General features: G+C 51.9%; 23 protein-coding genes. 11 read left to right on the forward strand and 12 right to left on the reverse strand.

Annotated features, from left to right (window positions below; translation table 11 throughout):
• Positions 1-20: 20 nt before the first annotated feature.
• The 4 genes from mnmL (at position 21) to mtgA (ending at position 4,979) form a co-directional block, all read left to right on the forward strand.
• Entirely contained in the window at positions 21-944 is a 924-nt protein-coding gene (gene mnmL, locus AAIG39_RS14510) for a tRNA modification radical SAM protein MnmL/YtqA (protein WP_343194159.1), read from the forward strand.
• Between the two features lie 88 nt (positions 945-1,032).
• Positions 1,033-3,372, forward strand: coding sequence for an aerobic respiration two-component sensor histidine kinase ArcB (arcB, locus tag AAIG39_RS14515; protein ID WP_343194160.1), 2,340 nt, complete (start codon positions 1,033-1,035; stop codon positions 3,370-3,372).
• A gap of 228 nt (positions 3,373-3,600) precedes the next feature.
• A complete protein-coding gene (gene elbB / locus AAIG39_RS14520) occupies positions 3,601-4,254 on the forward strand; it encodes an isoprenoid biosynthesis glyoxalase ElbB (protein WP_343194161.1) in 654 nt (217 codons plus the stop codon).
• 20 nt (positions 4,255-4,274) lie between these two features.
• Positions 4,275-4,979 carry a monofunctional biosynthetic peptidoglycan transglycosylase gene (gene mtgA, locus AAIG39_RS14525; protein WP_425503331.1) on the forward strand — a complete coding sequence of 235 codons (705 nt, stop codon included), beginning with the start codon at positions 4,275-4,277 and terminating at the stop codon, positions 4,977-4,979.
• Positions 4,980-5,022: 43 nt separating this feature from the next.
• Here the strand turns inward: mtgA and npr are convergent, their stop codons facing one another.
• From npr to AAIG39_RS14580, 11 genes are all read right to left on the reverse strand, one after another.
• Positions 5,023-5,295, reverse strand: coding sequence for a PTS phosphocarrier protein NPr (npr, locus tag AAIG39_RS14530; protein WP_039077446.1), 273 nt, complete (start codon positions 5,293-5,295; stop codon positions 5,023-5,025).
• Positions 5,292-6,146: an RNase adapter RapZ gene (rapZ, locus tag AAIG39_RS14535; RefSeq protein ID WP_039077447.1), complete on the reverse strand. Its 855-nt coding sequence runs from the start codon at positions 6,144-6,146 to the stop codon at positions 5,292-5,294. The genes npr and rapZ overlap by 4 nt, the downstream gene beginning before the upstream one ends.
• Before the next feature lie 45 nt (positions 6,147-6,191).
• Positions 6,192-6,683: a PTS IIA-like nitrogen regulatory protein PtsN gene (ptsN, locus tag AAIG39_RS14540; protein ID WP_039077448.1), complete on the reverse strand. Its 492-nt coding sequence runs from the start codon at positions 6,681-6,683 to the stop codon at positions 6,192-6,194.
• A gap of 80 nt (positions 6,684-6,763) precedes the next feature.
• Complete coding sequence (gene hpf, locus AAIG39_RS14545; RefSeq protein WP_039077449.1) at positions 6,764-7,051, reverse strand: ribosome hibernation promoting factor; 288 nt, start codon at positions 7,049-7,051, stop codon at positions 6,764-6,766.
• Positions 7,052-7,073: 22 nt separating this feature from the next.
• Complete coding sequence (rpoN, locus tag AAIG39_RS14550; RefSeq protein WP_090083052.1) at positions 7,074-8,507, reverse strand: RNA polymerase factor sigma-54; 1,434 nt, start codon at positions 8,505-8,507, stop codon at positions 7,074-7,076.
• Positions 8,508-8,555: 48 nt separating this feature from the next.
• Positions 8,556-9,281, reverse strand: a complete 726-nt coding sequence (lptB, locus tag AAIG39_RS14555; protein ID WP_039077451.1) for an LPS export ABC transporter ATP-binding protein — start codon at positions 9,279-9,281, stop codon at positions 8,556-8,558.
• Between the two features lie 6 nt (positions 9,282-9,287).
• Positions 9,288-9,848, reverse strand: a complete 561-nt coding sequence (gene lptA / locus AAIG39_RS14560) for a lipopolysaccharide ABC transporter substrate-binding protein LptA (protein WP_090083053.1) — start codon at positions 9,846-9,848, stop codon at positions 9,288-9,290.
• Entirely contained in the window at positions 9,817-10,392 is a 576-nt protein-coding gene (gene lptC, locus AAIG39_RS14565; protein WP_090083055.1) for an LPS export ABC transporter periplasmic protein LptC, read from the reverse strand. The genes lptA and lptC overlap by 32 nt, the downstream gene beginning before the upstream one ends.
• Positions 10,389-10,955, reverse strand: a complete 567-nt coding sequence (gene kdsC / locus AAIG39_RS14570; RefSeq protein ID WP_090083056.1) for a 3-deoxy-manno-octulosonate-8-phosphatase KdsC — start codon at positions 10,953-10,955, stop codon at positions 10,389-10,391. The genes lptC and kdsC overlap by 4 nt, the downstream gene beginning before the upstream one ends.
• Before the next feature lie 14 nt (positions 10,956-10,969).
• A complete protein-coding gene (gene kdsD, locus AAIG39_RS14575; RefSeq protein ID WP_047372942.1) occupies positions 10,970-11,956 on the reverse strand; it encodes an arabinose-5-phosphate isomerase KdsD in 987 nt (328 codons plus the stop codon).
• 14 nt (positions 11,957-11,970) lie between these two features.
• Positions 11,971-12,948: a calcium/sodium antiporter gene (locus tag AAIG39_RS14580; RefSeq protein WP_090083058.1), complete on the reverse strand. Its 978-nt coding sequence runs from the start codon at positions 12,946-12,948 to the stop codon at positions 11,971-11,973.
• Between the two features lie 232 nt (positions 12,949-13,180).
• On the opposite strand from AAIG39_RS14580, the gene mlaF reads away from it, so the two are divergent.
• The 7 genes from mlaF to murA all read left to right on the forward strand — a co-directional run bounded on the left by mlaF (position 13,181) and on the right by murA (position 17,978).
• The gene (gene mlaF, locus AAIG39_RS14585; RefSeq protein WP_090083060.1) at positions 13,181-13,993 is read left to right on the forward strand and encodes a phospholipid ABC transporter ATP-binding protein MlaF; all 813 of its coding nucleotides are present in this window, start codon (positions 13,181-13,183) and stop codon (positions 13,991-13,993) included.
• Positions 13,994-14,000: 7 nt separating this feature from the next.
• On the forward strand, positions 14,001-14,783 hold the full coding sequence (gene mlaE, locus AAIG39_RS14590) for a lipid asymmetry maintenance ABC transporter permease subunit MlaE (RefSeq protein ID WP_039077458.1): 783 nt from the start codon (positions 14,001-14,003) through the stop codon (positions 14,781-14,783).
• Between the two features lie 4 nt (positions 14,784-14,787).
• Positions 14,788-15,339 carry an outer membrane lipid asymmetry maintenance protein MlaD gene (gene mlaD / locus AAIG39_RS14595; RefSeq protein ID WP_090083063.1) on the forward strand — a complete coding sequence of 184 codons (552 nt, stop codon included), beginning with the start codon at positions 14,788-14,790 and terminating at the stop codon, positions 15,337-15,339.
• 16 nt (positions 15,340-15,355) lie between these two features.
• Positions 15,356-15,991 carry a phospholipid-binding protein MlaC gene (mlaC, locus tag AAIG39_RS14600; protein ID WP_090083066.1) on the forward strand — a complete coding sequence of 212 codons (636 nt, stop codon included), beginning with the start codon at positions 15,356-15,358 and terminating at the stop codon, positions 15,989-15,991.
• Entirely contained in the window at positions 15,991-16,284 is a 294-nt protein-coding gene (gene mlaB / locus AAIG39_RS14605) for a lipid asymmetry maintenance protein MlaB (protein ID WP_343194162.1), read from the forward strand. Before mlaC ends, mlaB begins: the two co-directional genes overlap by 1 nt.
• Before the next feature lie 126 nt (positions 16,285-16,410).
• Positions 16,411-16,665, forward strand: a complete 255-nt coding sequence (ibaG, locus tag AAIG39_RS14610) for a BolA family iron metabolism protein IbaG (RefSeq protein WP_090083072.1) — start codon at positions 16,411-16,413, stop codon at positions 16,663-16,665.
• A gap of 53 nt (positions 16,666-16,718) precedes the next feature.
• Complete coding sequence (gene murA, locus AAIG39_RS14615) at positions 16,719-17,978, forward strand: UDP-N-acetylglucosamine 1-carboxyvinyltransferase (protein ID WP_343194163.1); 1,260 nt, start codon at positions 16,719-16,721, stop codon at positions 17,976-17,978.
• A gap of 54 nt (positions 17,979-18,032) precedes the next feature.
• Here the strand turns inward: murA and sfsB are convergent, their stop codons facing one another.
• The gene (sfsB, locus tag AAIG39_RS14620; RefSeq protein ID WP_090083077.1) at positions 18,033-18,305 is read right to left on the reverse strand and encodes a DNA-binding transcriptional regulator SfsB; all 273 of its coding nucleotides are present in this window, start codon (positions 18,303-18,305) and stop codon (positions 18,033-18,035) included.
• Between the last annotated feature and the right edge of the window lie 186 nt (positions 18,306-18,491).

Below are 18,491 nucleotides of genomic sequence, written 5' to 3' on the forward strand. Positions count from 1 at the left end.
AAGGCACGGCCTGTCAGATTATGCAGTTACAAAAATTAGTCAATATGTTTGGTGGGGATCTTGCCCGTCGTTATGGACAAAAGGTTCATAAATTAACGCTCCACGGCGGTTTTAGCTGCCCGAACCGCGATGGAACTATTGGCCGGGGCGGCTGCACATTCTGTAATGTTGCTTCCTTCGCCGATGAGGCGCAGCAGCACCACTCGATTGCCGAACAGCTGGCGCATCAGGCTAATCTGGTGAATCGTGCGAAACGTTATCTCGCCTATTTTCAGGCTTATACCAGCACCTGGGCTGAAGTACAGGTGCTGCGTTCCATGTATCAACAGGCAATAAGCCAGGCCAGTATTGTTGGCCTGTGCGTCGGCACACGCCCGGATTGCGTACCCGAGGCGGTGCTGGATTTACTGAGCGAGTATAAATATCAAGGCTATGAAGTCTGGCTCGAACTGGGATTGCAAACCGCACACGATAAAACACTGCGCCGTATTAACCGTGGGCACGATTTCGCCTGTTATCAGCAAACCACCCGCCAGGCCCGCGAACGCGGGTTGAAAGTATGTAGTCACCTTATCGTTGGCCTGCCGGGGGAAGGGCAGTCAGAATGTCTGCAAACGCTCCATCGCGTGGTAGAGACAGGCGTAGACGGTATCAAGCTGCATCCTCTGCATATTGTGAAGGGCAGCATTATGGCAAAAGCCTGGCAGGCGGGGCGTCTGCAAGGAATTGAACTGGAAGACTATACTGTCACCGCCGGGGAGATGATTCGCGCGACACCACCGGAGGTGATTTACCATCGCATTTCTGCCAGCGCTCGCCGCCCGACGCTTCTGGCGCCGTTGTGGTGCGAAAATCGCTGGACGGGAATGGTTGAACTGGATCGCTATCTTACTGCTCATGGTGTGCAAGGTTCCGCACTGGCTCGCCCGTGGAGCCAGCCGTAACGGTTGCCTGGACCGCATTTTTCGCACAACCTTCAACGTGTTGCTCAGAATTGGGTATTATTGAGCGGAATTGTTTAAGGAAATCGCTATGAAGCAAATCCGTTTACTGGCGCAGTATTACGTCGACCTGATGATGAAGCTCGGGCTGGTTCGTTTCTCCCTGTTACTTGCCCTGGCTCTGGTGGTGCTGGCTATCGTCGTGCAAATGGCGGTAACAATGGTATTGCAGGGGCAGGTGGCGAGCATCGACGTCATTCGCTCTATCTTTTTTGGCTTGTTGATTACCCCCTGGGCGGTCTATTTCTTATCGGTGGTCGTCGAGCAGCTTGAAGAGTCACGTCAGCGGCTTTCGCGGCTGGTGGACAAGCTGGAAGAGATGCGTGAGCGCGACCTCAAACTTAATATTCAGCTTAAAGACAATATCACCCGGCTTAACCAGGAGATGGCGGATCGCGAGAAAGCTGAAGCTGAACGTCAGGCGACGTTTGAGCAGCTTAAAGTGGAGATGCAGGAGCGCGAGCAGACGCAGATTCAGCTGGAACAGCAATCCACATTTTTACGCTCTTTCCTCGATGCCTCGCCGGACCTCGTTTTCTATCGCAATGAAGATAAAGAATTTTCCGGCTGTAACCGGGCGATGGAACTGCTGACGGGCAAAAGCGAGAAGCAGTTGATTAACCTCAAACCACAGGATGTCTACGCGCCGGAAGCGGCGGAGAAGGTCATCGAGACCGATGAGAAAGTTTTTCGTCACAATGTTTCGCTGACCTATGAGCAGTGGCTGGATTATCCGGATGGACGCAAAGCCTGTTTTGAAATCCGTAAGGTGCCCTACTATGACCGTGTAGGAAAGCGCCACGGCTTGATGGGGTTCGGGCGTGATATTACCGAGCGTAAGCGCTATCAGGATGCTCTGGAGCGTGCCAGCCGCGATAAAACCACCTTTATCTCAACTATCAGCCACGAACTGCGTACCCCGCTTAATGGCATCGTCGGGCTGAGCCGTATTCTGCTGGACACCGACTTAACGGCCGAGCAGGAAAAATACCTGAAAACCATCCATGTCTCTGCTGTCACTCTGGGTAATATCTTCAACGATATTATCGACATGGATAAAATGGAACGTCGTAAAGTCCAGCTCGACAATCAGCCGGTGGATTTCACCAGCTTCCTTGCTGACCTTGAAAACCTTTCCGGCCTGCAGGCGCACCAGAAAGGTTTGCGTTTCGTCATGGAACCTACGTTGCCGTTACCGCATAAGGTGGTCACTGACGGCACACGGTTGCGGCAGATTCTCTGGAACCTTATCAGCAACGCCGTCAAATTTACCCGTGAGGGACAAGTCACCGTCCGTGTGCGCTATGACGAAGGCGATATGCTGCACTTTGAGGTCGAAGATTCCGGAATTGGCATTCCTCGCGAAGAGCTGGATAAAATTTTCGCCATGTATTACCAGGTGAAAGACAGCCATGGCGGCAAGCCTGCTACCGGTACGGGGATTGGTCTCGCCGTATCACGTCGTCTGGCGAAAAACATGGGCGGTGACATTGTCGTTACCAGCCAGCCTGGCAAAGGTTCGCTCTTCACCCTGACCGTACACGCGCCTGCGGTAGCGGAGGAAGTGGAAGATGCGTTTGAAGACGATGATATGCCGCTGCCAGCGCTGCATGTGCTTTTGGTGGAAGACATAGAGCTTAACGTGATTGTTGCCCGTTCCGTACTGGAAAAACTGGGCAGTAGCGTGGATGTTGCGATGACCGGCAAAGCCGCGCTGGAGATGTTTAAACCCGGCGAATACGATCTGGTACTGCTTGATATTCAGTTGCCGGATATGACCGGGCTGGACATCTCGCGCATTCTCACCAGCCAGTTTGCCCGCGATGATTTACCGCCGCTGGTGGCGCTTACTGCCAACGTGCTCAAAGATAAACAAGAGTATCTGGATGCAGGGATGGACGATGTCTTAAGCAAGCCGCTGGCGGTCCCGGCATTGACTGCCATGATTAAGAAATTTTGGGATGCGGGCGAAGAAGAGGAGCAAGATGCAATGTCTCATACCAATGGTCAAAAATCACAGAACCTGCTGGATATCCCGATGCTTGAGCAGTATATCGATCTGGTCGGGCCGAAGCTTATTACCGATGGGCTGGCGGTGTTTGAGAAAATGATGCCGGGCTATCTGAGCGTTCTGGAGTCTAACCTTACCGCACGGGATCAAAAAGGGATCGTCGAAGAGGGGCATAAGATCAAGGGCGCTGCGGGATCGGTCGGCCTTCGTCATCTGCAACAGCTTGGTCAACAAATTCAGTCACCCGATCTGCCTGCCTGGTGGGATAACGTCGGCGAATGGGTTGAAGAGATGAAGCAAGAGTGGCAGCACGATGTCGATGTATTAAAAGCGTGGGTGGCAACCGCTGGAAAAAAATGACCCCGGATTAACCGGGGTGCGCGAATACTGCGCCAACACCAGGGAAATCGTGGCTGCGCCGTAAAATTATATTTTTATCAAGGGCGCAGTCGGGAAAATTTGAACTGCACGCACATAAGATAGCAAATCTTAAAGTATTTGTTACATCAATCAGTGAAATGTGTGAAGCATAACGCCCTTATCAAAATATTTAATTATCCCGAGTACGTTGCATAAAGGATGAGCAAAATGAAAAAAATCGGTGTTGTTCTCAGCGGATCAGGCGTTTATGACGGATCGGAAATCCACGAAGCGGTGATTACCCTGCTGGCGATCGCCCGCGAAGGCGCTGAGGCAGTATGCTTTGCGCCGGATAAGCGCCAGACCGATGTCATTAATCATCTCACGGGTGAGCCGATGAGTGAAAGTAGAAACGTGCTGATCGAAGCGGCCCGCATTGCACGCGGCGCGATCCTTCCGATCGCGCAGGCATCAATAAACGATCTGGATGCGCTGATTGTGCCTGGCGGATTTGGCGCAGCGAAAAATTTGAGCAGCTTTGCAAGTCTCGGTAGTGAATGTCTGGTCGACCCGGATCTGAAACGACTGGTCCTGGAGATGCATCAGGCGGGGAAACCGCTCGGCTTTATGTGTATTGCGCCTGCGATGCTGCCAAAAATCTTTGATTTCCCGCTGCGTCTGACGATTGGAACGGATATCGATACGGCGGAAGTCCTTGAAGATATGGGGGCTGAACATGTGCCTTGTCCCGTCGACGATATTGTGGTCGATGAGGATAACAAGGTGGTGACTACACCGGCGTACATGCTTGCGCAGAATATTGCGCAGGCGGCTACAGGGATCGAAAAACTGGTCTCTCGCGTGCTGGTGCTGGCTGAATGAGAGGGTTGCGTCGCCCGTTAATGGCGAAAATCAAAAAGCTATTGCTCCGTTTGGTTCTGGCGCTGGGGATTTTCTGGGGCGGCGGTATTCTTCTGTTCAGTTTTATGCCGGTGCCGTTTTCAGCAGTGATGGTCGAACGCCAGGTGGGAGCCTGGCTGACAGGGGATTTCGGCTATGTTGCTCATTCGGACTGGGTGGGTATGGACGAGATTTCACCCTGGGCGGCGCTGGCGGTGATTGCCGCTGAAGATCAGCGTTTCCCTGACCACTGGGGACTTGATTTTGGTGCGATTGAAAAAGCCTTATCGCACAATGAGCAGCATGAGAATCGTATTCGTGGTGCATCGACCATTTCCCAGCAGACCATTAAAAACCTACTGCTCTGGGACGGCAAAAATTGGGTACGTAAAGGTTTCGAAGCTGGTTTAACGCTGGTAACGGAGGCGATCTGGACCAAGCGACGTATTCTGACCGTTTATCTGAATATTGCTGAATTTGGCGATGGCATATTTGGTGTAGAAGCGGCTTCGCAGCGTTATTTTCATAAACCCGCCAGTAAGTTGACGATGGCTGAGGCGGCACTGCTGGCAGCAGTCTTACCAAATCCGCTACGTTTTCGCGCTGATGCGCCGTCAGGGTATGTGCGCAGCCGACAGGCATGGATTATGCGCCAGATGCGTCAGCTTGGAGGAGAGGAATTCCTGGAGCGCAATAAACTGCATTGATGCTCCCTCTCCGTCAGGATCAGGAGAGGGAAAACGCGCGCTGTCAGTCTTCGTCAAACCCGGCGATAAAGAGCGCAATGACAGCCGCCAGCGCTTCTTCTTCCTGTGGGCCTGTCGCTTCTATCTCAATTTGCCGGCCCTTGGCGGAGTCCAGCATAAGTAGCGCAATCACGCTATTGGCCTCGGCTTCGGTGCCTTCATCGTTACGAAGCAGTACCTCAGCATCAAAACCCTGAACCAGTTCAAACAGTTTCATCGCCGGGCGCGCGTGCATACCCAGCTTATTGGTGATTTCAACAGTTTGTTTTACGGTCATGTTTTCCGTTTTTCCAGCGTACGATGACGAGACTGAACATTTTTACCGCGCGAGCGGAAATAGTCTGCAAGTTGTTCAGCAACATAGACGGAGCGGTGTTTACCGCCGGTACACCCAATCGCTACCGTTAAATAGCTACGATTATTGGTTTCCAGCATCGGTAACCACAGTTCGAGATAACTGCGGGTCTGGTAAATAAAATTGTGCACTTCCGTATGTCTGTCAAGGAAGGCGGCAACCGGTTTGTCCAGCCCGGTCATCGGGCGTAATTTCGGATCCCAGTGCGGGTTAGGCAAGAAGCGAACGTCAAACACGTAATCGGCATCAATAGGGATACCATGCTTAAAGCCAAAGGACTCGAAGACCATCGTCAGTTCACGCTCGCGTTTACCCAACAGTCGGGTGCGGAGCATCTCGGCGAGTTCATGAACGGACATTTCCGATGTATCGACGATGAGGTCGGCGCGTGAGCGCAGTGGCTCCAGCAGATTGCTCTCTTCATCAATGGCGCTTTCCAGCGACAGGTTTTTGCTGGAAAGGGGGTGCAGACGACGCGTGTCGCTGTAGCGGCGGATCAACGTGTTGCGATCGGCATCCAGGAACAGCAGTTGCGGTGAGAAATAATCCGGCAGGCTGCTCATTGCCTGCTCAAAAATTTCCGGCGATTCCGGCATATTACGTACATCGATACTGACGGCGGCAGAGGTCTGGCGGTCAGCCAGTGTCCTTGCCAGCTCCGGTAACAGGACGACCGGCAGGTTATCGACGCAGTAAAATCCCATATCTTCCAGGGCGCGCAGGGCCACTGACTTACCTGAGCCCGAACGACCACTAACGATCATCAGGACCATGGGCCAATTCTCCTCAGAACCAGTGACAAAAGGGAGTCTGTTGCGTTACGCATCGTCATTTTCGCCTTCTGTCAGCGTGATGATCTGGTACAACTCCTCATCGCTTTGTGCGGAGCGCAGGCGGCGACAGATGGTTTTGTCCGCCAGACGCTTGGCCACCAGTGAAAGCGTATGCAGGTGGGTTTTGGTCTGATCGGCAGGAACCAGAAGCGCGAAGAGCAGATCGACTGGCTGGTTATCAATGGCATCAAAGGCGATGGGTGTTTCCAGTTGCACAAAAACACCAACGGCACGAAGGGTATCTTCTTCGAGTTTTCCGTGAGGGATGGCGATACCGTTACCAATGCCGGTACTGCCCATTTTCTCACGCGTCAGGATCGCTTCGAAGACCACTTGTGGTGGCAGGCTCAACTGCTTTGCAGCCAGTTCACTGATTATTTCCAGTGCACGTTTCTTGCTCTGGCAGTGAACACCACTACGGGTACATTCCTGGTTAAGGACATTGCTCAATTGAAGAGCGGAATCGTTATTCATCATAATTTCACCTAAGCGTCGCCAGTGCAGACACCCTGCCGGGTTGCGGCAGGGTGATACGCGCCAGACGAGTGCCCGGACAATTAGTGTTGTTTCAGTTTATCTTTATGTTTCGTAAGTTGCCGCGCCAGTTTATCAATTAAACCGTCGATGGCAGCATACATGTCTTGTCCTTCCGCACTGGCATGAATCTCTCCCCCGTTTACATGCAGGGTTGCGTCCGAGATATGAGTCACTTTCTCCACTTTCAACACAACATAGACCTGATTGATCCTTTCGAAATACTGTTCGAGTTTGGCAAATTTCGCGGTGACGAATTCGCGCAGGGCCTCGGTTATTTCGACGTTATGTCCTGTGATGTTAAGCTGCATAGTGTCTTCCTTATCGGTTAGGTCACACCAGCTGTTTACGCTGATTAGACGGCGGAATGGATAAAGACTCTCGATACTTCGCAACGGTTCGCCGCGCTACCATAATACCCTGATCAGAGAGCATGGTAGTCAGCTTACTGTCACTCAACGGCTTCGCAGGATTCTCTGCGGCAATTAATTTCTTCACCAGTGCGCGGATAGCCGTCGACGAGGCTTCGCCGCCGCCTTCGGTATTCACATGACTGGAGAAGAAATATTTAAGCTCAAAGATGCCACGCGGACTGTGCAGATATTTTTGGGTCGTGACACGGGAAATCGTGGATTCATGCATCTCGACGGCCTGAGCGATATCGGCCAGCACCATCGGTTTCATAAATTCTTCGCCTTGCTCGAAAAACGCCTGCTGCTGTTCAACAATACAGCGGCTCACCCTTAACAGGGTGTCATTGCGACTCTCAAGGCTTTTGATCAGCCATTTCGCTTCCTGCAGATTGCTACGGATAAACTGGCTGTCTGCATCGTTACGTGCACCACCGCACATTGCGGCGTAGTGCTGGTTGATTTGCAAACGAGGGATGCTGTCGGAGTTGAGTTCGACCGTCCAGCGCCCATTGTGCTTACGCACCAGGACGTCAGGGATGACATATTCGGGCTCGCCGGTCTGGATTGACTGGCCCGGACGTGGGTCAAGAGACTGGATCAAATTGACCGCCTCTTTCAACACCTCTTCTTTCAGACGAGTTACGCGCATCAGCGTACGGAAGTCATGATTTGCGAGCAGATCCAGATGATCGCTGATGATTAAACGCGCCTCCTCACACCAGGGCGTCTCTTTGGCAAACTGAGAGAGCTGGATCAACAGGCAATCGCGCAGATCTCTGGCCGCGACGCCGACCGGATCGAAACGCTGAATACGTTTCAGTACCGCTTCAACTTCATCCAGACCGATCTCTTCATCGCCCATGCTCTCCAGAATGTCTTCCAGCGGAACGGTGAGATAACCCGTGTCATCAACAGCATCGACAATAGAGGTCGCAATGGCGCGATCGGTGTCTGAGAAGGGGGTGAGTTCCACCTGCCACATCAGGTAATCCTGTAACGACTGGGTGGTCTCCCCCTGATAAATGGGCAGTTCATCGTCAAGATAATCGGTGCTGCTGCCGGAAGGGGTGCCAGCGGTATAGATTTCATCCCAACTGGCGTCCAGGGGCAACTCTTCGGGCATCTCTTTTTGCTCGAGCGCGTCGACGGTATCCAGGCCTTCGTTATCCTGGGACTGTTGCGCGTCCACTTCTTCGTGAAGATCGGTTTGCTCAAGCAATGGGTTACTTTCCAGAGCTTGCTGGAGTTCTTGCTGAAGTTCCAACGTGGACAGTTGCAGCAGGCGGATAGCCTGTTGCAACTGTGGCGTCATGGCTAGCTGTTGGCTGAGCCTTAATTGCAAACCTTGCTTCATATTCAGAGCAGTACTCTCCGACTAAACACGTCAATAAACCCTACCCTATCAGAGTCTGAAGTCTTCCCCAAGATATACGCGCTTAACATGTTCGTCTTCAAGGATTTGCTGAGGCGTACCGTGCGCGATCAAATGCCCCTGGCTGACAATATAAGCACGTTCACACACCGCCAGGGTTTCGCGAACGTTGTGATCGGTAATCAACACGCCAAGTCCGCTATCACGCAGGTGTTCAATGATGCGTTTGATATCAATTACCGATATTGGGTCAACGCCGGCAAAAGGTTCATCCAGCAGGATGAATTTAGGGTTTGCCGCCAGCGCGCGAGCGATTTCGACACGACGGCGTTCACCGCCAGAAAGCGCCTGCCCCATATTGTCGCGCAGGTGTTCAATATGGAACTCTTCCATCAACTCGTTCGCCCGATCCACACGCTGTTCGGATGTGAGATCATCGCGAATTTGCAATACCGCCATGAGATTATCAAATACGCTCAGGCGCCTGAAAATAGAGGCTTCCTGCGGCAAATAGCCGATACCGCGACGTGCCCGGGCATGCAGCGGCAGCAGACTGATATCTTCATCGTCGATGATGATATTGCCCGCATCACGCGACACGATACCGACGACCATGTAGAACGTTGTGGTTTTACCTGCACCGTTAGGACCGAGCAGCCCGACAATTTCGCCTGAATTGACTGTCAGACTGACATCTTCTACCACACGGCGGCCTTTGTAGGCCTTGGCGAGATTCTTTGCAGTTAATGTTGCCATAACGAATTAGTTACTCTTTTTTTGCGCCGGAGCCGGGGTTTGATTGTTGCTCTTATCCTGCAACTGGGACGGCACCAGAACCGTCGTCACGCGTTTGCCTTTATCACTGAAAGCCTGCATTTTCTGCTCTTTCACCAGATAGGTAATTTTGTCGCCCGTGATGTTGCTATCAAGCTGTTCAAGGTAGGCGTTGCCAGTCAGGACCACGAAATCTTTTTCCAGTTCATAGTGCATCTGGGAAGCGTGGCCTTTTACTGGTTTGCCGTTATCCTGCATCTGATAAAAGGTGGCAGGATTACCGTAGCCATCAATGATCTCTTTACCTTGCTGGCCGCCTGGACGAGTGACCACTACCTTGTCGGCGTTGATTTTGATGGTGCCCTGCGTTACGACAACATTGCCAGTGAAGGTCACCACATTCCCTTGCATATCCAGCGACTGTTGATCGGAGTCGATATGGATAGGTTGCTCGGTATCGCCGGTTACCGCAAGTGCCGGAAGACTGGCGGCAAAAAGAACACTGGCCAGGGCGAAATTAAGGCTGAGTTTGTTTGTTCTGAATTTCATAGGAGCTTCTAACCTTTTCAATAAGCTCGGCGTTTTTGCTGCGTAAATTGCCGCGCATTTTCAGGCCGGTGGAATTAAATGTTGTTCCGTATAACGTGACTTGATCATCAGAGGCGACATCCTGCGTGATCAGGTTTATCTGGGCGTTATCCGTTGTAATTTTTCGCAACTGAGCGTCCGCAGTCAGGGCGTTTACCTCAACATGCCCATAAAGATAAAGCATTCGGTCATTGGTCAGCTTCGCTTTATCGGCTTTGATGGACCATTCAGGAATTTTATCTTTGTCGAAAGTCGTCAGCACTGGCTGGGTAAACCAGGTGATAGCGTCGGCAGAATAATATTCAACATGCTGTGCTATCAGCCGATAGTTCAACGCACCTTCCGGACTGTAGACTACCGTATCGGTATGCTCGCTTTTATACGTTGGGTCAGTATTATTAACGGTAACTTGATCACTCTGTTCGCGATCGGCCAGGTTCACCCCAATCAGTATCAGTGCGACCAGTGACAGCACAATGATGACCCAACGTCTGGTTTTACTCATATTGATTGCCCTTTGGCCTCATCAAGCTTGCCTTGCGCCAGCAATAATAAATCACACACTTCACGCACTGCGCCACGCCCACCTGCAGTACGGGTGACATAATCCGCCCGGGGAATGAGCAACGGATGCGCATCGGCCACCGCCACGCTTAAACCAATTTCTGCCATCACAGGCCAGTCGATGAGATCGTCTCCGACATACGCAACTTGTTCCGGCACCAGCGAAAGCCTGGTCAATAAATCGCGATAGGCTAACAACTTATCTGATTGCCCCTGATAGAGGTGCGTGATGCCCAGCGTTTCGCAGCGGTCTTCCATCAGTTTAGCTTTTCGGCCCGTAATAATGGCAACCTCAATATCGGATGTTAATGCGCAGCGAATACCGTAACCATCGCGGACGTTGAACGCTTTCAACTCTTCACCATTATTACCCATGTAGATAGATCCATCGGATAAAACACCATCTACATCAAGTATTAACAGCTTAATCTCTTCTGCCTTTGCCATTACCTGCGTACTGACGGGTCCGTAGCATGTCGCAAGCGACGCTCCAACATTACTCATTCTTCGATCCTTTTTCACACCACGCCCGCGCGCAGCAAATCATGCATATGTACCACACCCAGCAACTGGTCGCCATCGGCAACCAAAACAGAGGTGATGTGGCGGGACTGCATCAGATTAAGCGCGTCCACCGCCAGTGTGCCGGGACGCACGCGGATGCCTCCTGGCGTCATTACCTCAGCAATGCCTAAACTACGTACATCTGCGCCCATATCGAATACGCGGCGCAAATCGCCATCGGTAAAAATGCCCTCGATCTTCATCAGATCGTCGCAAATAACCGTCAGGCCTAAATTCTTGCGCGTGATTTCGAGCAGAGCGTCGCGCAGCGTGGCGTCTTTACTCACATGCGGAATTTCATCGCCGGTATGCATGATGTCATTGACCCGCAGCAGGAGCTTACGCCCAAGTGCGCCACCAGGGTGTGAAAGCGCAAAATCCTCTGCTGTAAAACCCCGTGCTTTCAACAGCGCGACTGCCAGCGCATCTCCCATTACCAATGCGGCAGTAGTGCTTGAGGTCGGTGCTAATCCTAATGGACAGGCCTCCTGCGGTACTTTCACGCACAGATGAATATCAGCCGCACGACCCATACTGCTATCAGGACGGCTTGTCATACAGATCAGGAATACTTTTAGTCGCTTGAGCACCGGGATCAATGCCAGGATCTCATTCGATTCACCTGAGTTCGACAGTGCAATAACCACGTCCTGCGAACCGACCATGCCCAGATCGCCATGTGCCGCCTCTCCAGGATGAACAAAGAAAGAAGAGGTGCCGGTACTGGCGAATGTTGCGGCCATTTTTCGACCAATATGACCCGATTTCCCCATCCCCATGACGACGACTTTGCCGCTGCAGTAGAAAATCTTTTCGCAGGCCTGTGCAAAGTCCTGATTAATATATTGATCAAGCTGGGCAAGGCCTTCACGTTCAATTTGCAAAACGTCCCGGCCAGCCTGCTGAAAGTCGAAGCCCGGTTGCAGATCGATATGCGACATAAATGTGTGTCCAATTATCCTGTCAGACGCGGCGTAACCCAGTACAGTAGTACTAACCAGGTGATAAAACCGCCTAATAGTAATGCGCCAGTTCCTCTGCCTGTCTGCTGCTTACGCCGCCAGCAGGTGAGGGCAAAAATGACGCTGACCAGTAACATCACGCCGTAATCTCGCGTAAAAGCCAGGCTATTGAAATGACCTGGCGCGATCAGCGCGGGTAAACCCAGCACCAGCGTGATGTTGAAAATATTCGAGCCGATGATATTACCGATCGCAATATCGTCTTCTCCTTTACGTGCCCCGGCAATGGCAGTTGCCAGTTCCGGCAGGCCCGTTACGATGGCAATCATCGTCAGGCCGATTGTTAATTCACTCATCGCGAAATGGTTTGCAACCACCGTTGCGTTGTCTACTACCATGCGCGTTGACATCGGCATAACGATGAGTGCTACCCCGAGCCACAAGAATGCCACTGACAGGCTACCGCCACGCGGCAACTCTGCAACTTGCTCACGTGTTAGCGTATCACTACCTTGCAGCTCAGCCAGACGGGCGATTTTAACAATGTATACCAGCCATAGCACTGCCAGCAGAAGTAAAAACAGGCCATCCAGCCAGGTCAGTTGCCCGTCAAACAGTACCAACCCTGCCAGCAAACTGGTTATTAACATTAGCGGCAATTCACGGCGCAGGATATCGGAATGGACGGTAAATGGATGCAGAAGCGCAGCGAGTCCAAGGATCAACAAAATATTGGTGATGTTAGAGCCGAGGGCCGTACCAATGGCCAGATCAATCTGGCCGTGCATGGAGGCCGCAACAGAGACAATCATCTCCGGAAGAGAGGCGCCGATACTCACCACTGTCATCCCAATGAGCAACGGTGGAACACCCAAACTGCGACATAAAATCGAGGCGGCGAATACCAATCGGTCAGCGCTGTATACCACTAACAGTAAACCAATAATTAATAGCGCCGTCGCTAAAAGCATCTAAAGTCCTTTCTTGAGGTATAATCTGCCGGTCCGCAGGCTGCGATTGCCGGGGAAAACCGGGAATTTCAAGCGGCGTAGAGAATTCTTAATTTTGACTTTATGCGGCTCAAAAGTAAAACAAATGCCAGCTTTCGCTAACTCATACGGGTAATATTCTGTAAAAATGGTGGGTTCTTGCTGTTATCCGGCGTCATGCTTAGACCCTATCAAGGCTTATAAGGAAGAATGAATGAGCCAGACTGTGGCGAATCTGGTCGATATCCGTGGTGTGAGTTTCTCCCGTGGAAATCGGCGTATTTTCGACAATATCTCGCTGACAGTGCCACGCGGTAAAATCACCGCCATTATGGGGCCGTCCGGGATTGGTAAAACAACATTGCTGCGTCTTATTGGCGGACAGATACCGCCGGACGCGGGTGAAATCCTCTTCGACGGTGAGAATATCCCCGGAATGAGTCGCTCCCGGCTGTTTACCGTTCGCAAACGCATGAGCATGTTGTTCCAGTCCGGCGCATTATTTACTGACATGACTGTGTTCGATAATGTGGCCTATCCGTTGCGCGAACATACGAACTTACCGGCCGCGTTGCTGAAAAGTACGGTCATGATGAAACTGGAGGCGGTAGGGCTGCGTGGTGCAGCAAAACTCATGCCTTCCGAACTCTCTGGCGGGATGGCGCGCCGCGCGGCGCTGGCAAGGGCTATCGCGCTGGAACCTGATTTAATCATGTTCGACGAACCTTTTGTCGGCCAGGATCCTATCACCATGGGTGTGCTGGTGAAGCTTATCTCTGAACTGAATAGTGCACTGGGCGTGACCTGTGTTGTCGTCTCCCATGATGTGCCGGAAGTGCTGAGCATCGCCGACTATGCGTATATTGTTGCAGACCGTAAGATTGTGGCGCAGGGCAGCGCGCAAGGCTTGCAAGAAAACGCCGACCCTCGTGTCCGTCAGTTCCTCGACGGCATTGCTGACGGCCCCGTTCCGTTCCGCTATCCCGCAGGTCAATATCAATCCGATTTATTTGAGACAGGGAGTTAAGCCACTCATGTTGTTACATGCACTGGCGTCGCTTGGACATCGCGGGATCAAGACGATCGCGACGTTTGGCCGCGCTGGTTTAATGCTCTTCAACGCGCTGGTCGGTAAGCCGGAATTTGGCAAACATGCGCCGTTGCTGGTGCGCCAACTCTATAATGTGGGTGTCCTGTCGATGCTCATTATTATCGTGTCCGGCGTTTTTATCGGCATGGTGCTTGGCTTGCAGGGCTATCTGGTGCTTACGACCTATAGCGCGGAAACCAGCCTGGGAATGCTGGTGGCGCTCTCCTTGTTGCGTGAACTGGGGCCCGTTGTCGCTGCGCTGCTTTATGCAGGGCGTGCGGGTTCTGCACTGACTGCGGAAATTGGCCTGATGCGCGCGACTGAACAACTTTCAAGTCTTGAAATGATGGCTGTTGACCCACTACGGCGCGTAATTTCGCCTCGCTTTTGGGCGGGAGTGATCTCCTTACCATTGCTGACGATTATCTTCGTTGCGGTAGGTATCTGGGGCGGCTCGCTGGTGGGTGTGAACTGGAAAGGAATCGACTCAGGGTTCTTCTGGTCGGCGATGCAAAACGCTGTCGACTGGCGACTGGATCTTGTGAACTGCCTGATTAAGAGCGTTGTCTTTGCCATCACCGTAACCTGGATTGCTTTATTTAATGGCTATGACGCAATCCCGACTTCCGCCGGGATCAGTCGGGCGACGACGCGTACCGTTGTGCACTCTTCGCTGGCCGTTCTTGGTCTGGATTTTGTGCTCACCGCATTGATGTTTGGGAATTGAGTTCATGCAAACGAAAAAAAGTGAAATTTGGGTAGGCATTTTTCTGTTACTGGCACTGCTGGCGGGGCTGTTTATCTGCCTGAAAGCGGCCGATGTCGCCTCTATGCGTACCGAGCCGACGTATCGCGTGTACGCAACCTTCGACAACATTGGCGGCCTGAAAGCTCGCTCGCCAGTTCGTATTGGTGGCGTGGTGGTCGGCCGTGTTGCGGATATCGAACTCGATCCGAAAACTTATCTGCCGCGCGTCGCGCTGGATATCGAAGAGCGTTATAACCAGATTCCTGATACAAGCTCACTGGCCATTCGTACGTCAGGTTTGCTGGGGGAGCAATATTTGGCTTTGAATGTGGGTTTTGAGGATCCTGAACTGGGAACTTCTATGCTTAAAGAAGGCAGCACAATCCAGGATACTAAATCCGCTATGGTTCTTGAGGACCTGATCGGACAATTCCTTTACAACAGTAAAGGCAGTGACAATAAGAATTCTGGCGATGCGCAGTCAAAACCGCAGGATGATACTTCCAGCGCACCGTCTGCTGGTAAGACGAATTAACGAGGAGAGTTGACGCATGTTTAAACGTCTATTAATGGTTGCCATGCTGGTTATTGCGCCACTTGGACTGGCCAACGCGGCGGAACAAACCAATCCGTACAAAGCAATGCAGGAAGCAGCAAAGAAAACGTTTGATCGCCTCAAAAACGAGCAGCCGAAGATTCGCGCGAATCCTGATTACTTGCGTGATGTGGTTGATCAAGAATTACTGCCATACGTCCAGGTTAAATATGCCGGTGCTCTGGTGCTGGGGCGTTACTATAAAGACGCAACGCCAGCGCAGCGAGAAGCCTACTTCGCTGCATTCCGTGAATACCTGAAACAGGCCTATGGCCAGGCGCTGGCATTGTACCACGGCCAGACATACGAGATTGCCCCGGAGCAGCCGCTGGGTGATGCCACGATCGTACCGATCCGTGTGACCATTATCGATCCAAACGGCCGCCCGCCCGTGCGTCTGGATTTTCAGTGGCGCAAAAACACGCAGTCCGGTAACTGGCAGGCATATGACATGATTGCCGAAGGGGTGAGCATGATCACCACTAAACAAAATGAGTGGAGCGATCTGCTGCGTACCAAAGGTATCGATGGCCTGACTGCACAGTTGCAGTCCATTTCTCACCAGAAAATTACTCTGGATGAGAAGAAATAATGACACCGCAATTAAGTTGGGTGCGTGAAGGTGAACGGCTGATACTACAGGGCGAGCTCGATCAGGATGTGCTCAATCCTCTGTGGAACGCCCGGCAGGACGCAATGAAAGGGACAACCCTTATCGATCTGCGCGCTGTATCGCGCGTTGACACTGCAGGCGTGGCCTTATTAATTCACCTGATTGCTCAGGGGAAAAGTCAGGGCCACCAGGTTTCACTTGAAGGGATCAGCGAGAATCTGCAGACGCTTGCAGCATTATATAATTTACCTGCGGACGTATTGCCTCGCTAAATTTTTCAGTACGTTACTCTTTAAAGCCTCGTTTGGTATACCAACGAGGCTTTTTGCTTATTTAAGACCGCCTCACTTTCCTCTAAGATGTGGGGCTGTTTTCACAATCAGATGAAATTAACACCCATGGAAAATCATGAAATTCAGGCAGTGCTGATGAACGCACTCTCTCTCCAGGAAGCCCACGTCACTGGCGACGGCAGTCACTTTCAGGTTATTGCTGTGGGTGAGGTTTTTGACGGCATGAGCCGGGTCAAAAAACAGCAGGCCGTGTATGGCCCATTAGCGGAATATATAGCGGACAACCGCATTCACGCTCTCTCGATCAAAGCGTATACCCCGCAAGAGTGGGCACGCGATCGCAAACTAAACGGTTTTTGAGCTACGGGTATTACGCCCGCAGCGCGTGTGAATTCTTAACAGAGATCAGATGAATGGATAAGTTTCGTGTACAGGGGCCAACCCGGCTCCAGGGCGAAGTCACAATTTCAGGTGCTAAAAACGCCGCGTTACCCATCCTTTTTGCCGCACTGCTGGCAGAAGAACCGGTAGAGATCCGCAACGTTCCGAAGCTGAAAGACATTGATACCACCATGAAGCTGCTGAGCCAGTTGGGTACCAGTGTTGAACGCAACGGGTCAGTCTGGATCGATGCCAGCAAGGTTAACGTTTTCTGCGCACCTTACGATCTGGTCAAAACCATGCGTGCCTCTATCTGGGCGCTGGGACCGCTGGTCGCGCGTTTTGGCCAGGGGCAGGTTTCCTTACCGGGTGGCTGCGCAATTGGCGCGCGTCCGGTGGATCTGCACATTACTGGTCTGGAACAGCTTGGCGCGGAAATTAAGCTGGAAGAAGGTTATGTCAAAGCGAGCGTTAATGGTCGTCTGAAAGGCGCGCATATCGTAATGGATAAAGTCAGCGTAGGCGCGACAGTAACCATCATGACGGCGGCAACGCTGGCAGAAGGCACCACCATTATTGAAAACGCCGCGCGTGAGCCGGAAATCGTTGATACTGCAAACTTCCTCAATACGCTGGGTGCGAAAATTAGCGGCCAGGGTACCGACCGTGTCACCATTGAAGGCGTAGAGCGTCTCGGTGGCGGCGTTTATCGTGTACTGCCGGACCGTATTGAAACTGGCACCTTCCTCGTGGCTGCTGCAATCTCAGGCGGCAAAATTGTATGCCGTAACGCGAAACCCGATACGCTGGACGCCGTGCTGGCCAAGCTGCGTGAAGCTGGTGCGGAAATCGAAGTGGGTGAAGATTGGGTAAGCCTGGACATGCATGGTAAACGTCCGAAAGCCGTTAATGTGCGCACAGCGCCGCATCCGGCTTTTCCGACAGATATGCAGGCACAATTCACGCTGCTTAACCTCGTTGCAGAAGGCACGGGTGTGATCACCGAGACGATCTTCGAAAACCGTTTTATGCATATTCCTGAATTGATTCGTATGGGTGCGCATGCGGAAATTGAAAGCAATACCGCAATTTGCCACGGTGTCGAAAAACTCTCCGGCGCACAAGTGATGGCGACCGACCTGCGTGCATCTGCAAGCCTTGTGCTGGCAGGTTGTATCGCGGAAGGAACTACAATCGTGGATCGAATTTACCACATCGATCGTGGTTATGAACGCATTGAAGACAAGCTGAGTGCGCTGGGCGCTCATATTGAACGCGTAAAAGGCGAATAATCTCTCCTTTACCTGAAAACCCCCAACTCGCCTGCGGGAAGGGGGTCATCATGTTTATTTTGGCTTCCTTTGCCGCATCATGCTGGTTCTGTCGATAAATTCATGGGTTATGGGATCATGATAACGTGATGGCCATATCACCCAGGGATCGGTATCGAGCGCGCGAGCAATGATAAGTTCTCCTTTCGGCCATGAGCGTGTCAGCGCATTTGCAAGCGTAGATGAGCTTAAACCGCACTTACGCGATTCTGCGGCCAGTGACGTCCCTTTTTTATGCAATCCGGCAATGATATCCGCCGGGTGCCAGTCGATAAATTTGTTTTCCATACTTCCTCCCTGGTGAAAACCATTAAAATACTATGGCAATATAAAGAATGCTTACTATACGCATATAAGAGCTTTTGCTCTAAAAAGTTCATGTAAAATGAAAGCATTTAAGAATTTACCAGGGGAGCAAGTCAAGGGTGGTGGTAAAATTTGTGATTATTATAAGAACTTATTGGCACTTTCCCG

This window comes from Phytobacter palmae, from assembly GCF_039409775.1.
Taxonomy (GTDB): Bacteria; Pseudomonadota; Gammaproteobacteria; order Enterobacterales; family Enterobacteriaceae; genus Phytobacter; species Phytobacter palmae.

Coding starts and splice junctions, on each gene's coding strand:
- arcB (WP_343194160.1), top strand. CDS start 1,033: ATGAAGCAAATCCGTTTACTGGCGCAGTATTACGTCGACCTGATGATG.
- sfsB (WP_090083077.1), bottom strand. CDS start 18,305: ATGGAAAACAAATTTATCGACTGGCACCCGGCGGATATCATTGCCGGA.
- lptA (WP_090083053.1), bottom strand. CDS start 9,848: ATGAAATTCAGAACAAACAAACTCAGCCTTAATTTCGCCCTGGCCAGT.
- rpoN (WP_090083052.1), bottom strand. CDS start 8,507: ATGAAGCAAGGTTTGCAATTAAGGCTCAGCCAACAGCTAGCCATGACG.
- murA (WP_343194163.1), top strand. CDS start 16,719: ATGGATAAGTTTCGTGTACAGGGGCCAACCCGGCTCCAGGGCGAAGTC.
- lptB (WP_039077451.1), bottom strand. CDS start 9,281: ATGGCAACATTAACTGCAAAGAATCTCGCCAAGGCCTACAAAGGCCGC.
- mlaD (WP_090083063.1), top strand. CDS start 14,788: ATGCAAACGAAAAAAAGTGAAATTTGGGTAGGCATTTTTCTGTTACTG.
- mtgA (WP_425503331.1), top strand. CDS start 4,275: ATGGCGAAAATCAAAAAGCTATTGCTCCGTTTGGTTCTGGCGCTGGGG.
- AAIG39_RS14580 (WP_090083058.1), bottom strand. CDS start 12,948: ATGCTTTTAGCGACGGCGCTATTAATTATTGGTTTACTGTTAGTGGTA.
- ibaG (WP_090083072.1), top strand. CDS start 16,411: ATGGAAAATCATGAAATTCAGGCAGTGCTGATGAACGCACTCTCTCTC.
- mlaC (WP_090083066.1), top strand. CDS start 15,356: ATGTTTAAACGTCTATTAATGGTTGCCATGCTGGTTATTGCGCCACTT.
- elbB (WP_343194161.1), top strand. CDS start 3,601: ATGAAAAAAATCGGTGTTGTTCTCAGCGGATCAGGCGTTTATGACGGA.
- kdsC (WP_090083056.1), bottom strand. CDS start 10,955: ATGAGTAATGTTGGAGCGTCGCTTGCGACATGCTACGGACCCGTCAGT.
- mlaB (WP_343194162.1), top strand. CDS start 15,991: ATGACACCGCAATTAAGTTGGGTGCGTGAAGGTGAACGGCTGATACTA.
- hpf (WP_039077449.1), bottom strand. CDS start 7,051: ATGCAGCTTAACATCACAGGACATAACGTCGAAATAACCGAGGCCCTG.
- lptC (WP_090083055.1), bottom strand. CDS start 10,392: ATGAGTAAAACCAGACGTTGGGTCATCATTGTGCTGTCACTGGTCGCA.
- npr (WP_039077446.1), bottom strand. CDS start 5,295: ATGACCGTAAAACAAACTGTTGAAATCACCAATAAGCTGGGTATGCAC.
- mnmL (WP_343194159.1), top strand. CDS start 21: ATGCAGTTACAAAAATTAGTCAATATGTTTGGTGGGGATCTTGCCCGT.
- kdsD (WP_047372942.1), bottom strand. CDS start 11,956: ATGTCGCATATCGATCTGCAACCGGGCTTCGACTTTCAGCAGGCTGGC.
- ptsN (WP_039077448.1), bottom strand. CDS start 6,683: ATGATGAATAACGATTCCGCTCTTCAATTGAGCAATGTCCTTAACCAG.
- mlaE (WP_039077458.1), top strand. CDS start 14,001: ATGTTGTTACATGCACTGGCGTCGCTTGGACATCGCGGGATCAAGACG.
- rapZ (WP_039077447.1), bottom strand. CDS start 6,146: ATGGTCCTGATGATCGTTAGTGGTCGTTCGGGCTCAGGTAAGTCAGTG.
- mlaF (WP_090083060.1), top strand. CDS start 13,181: ATGAGCCAGACTGTGGCGAATCTGGTCGATATCCGTGGTGTGAGTTTC.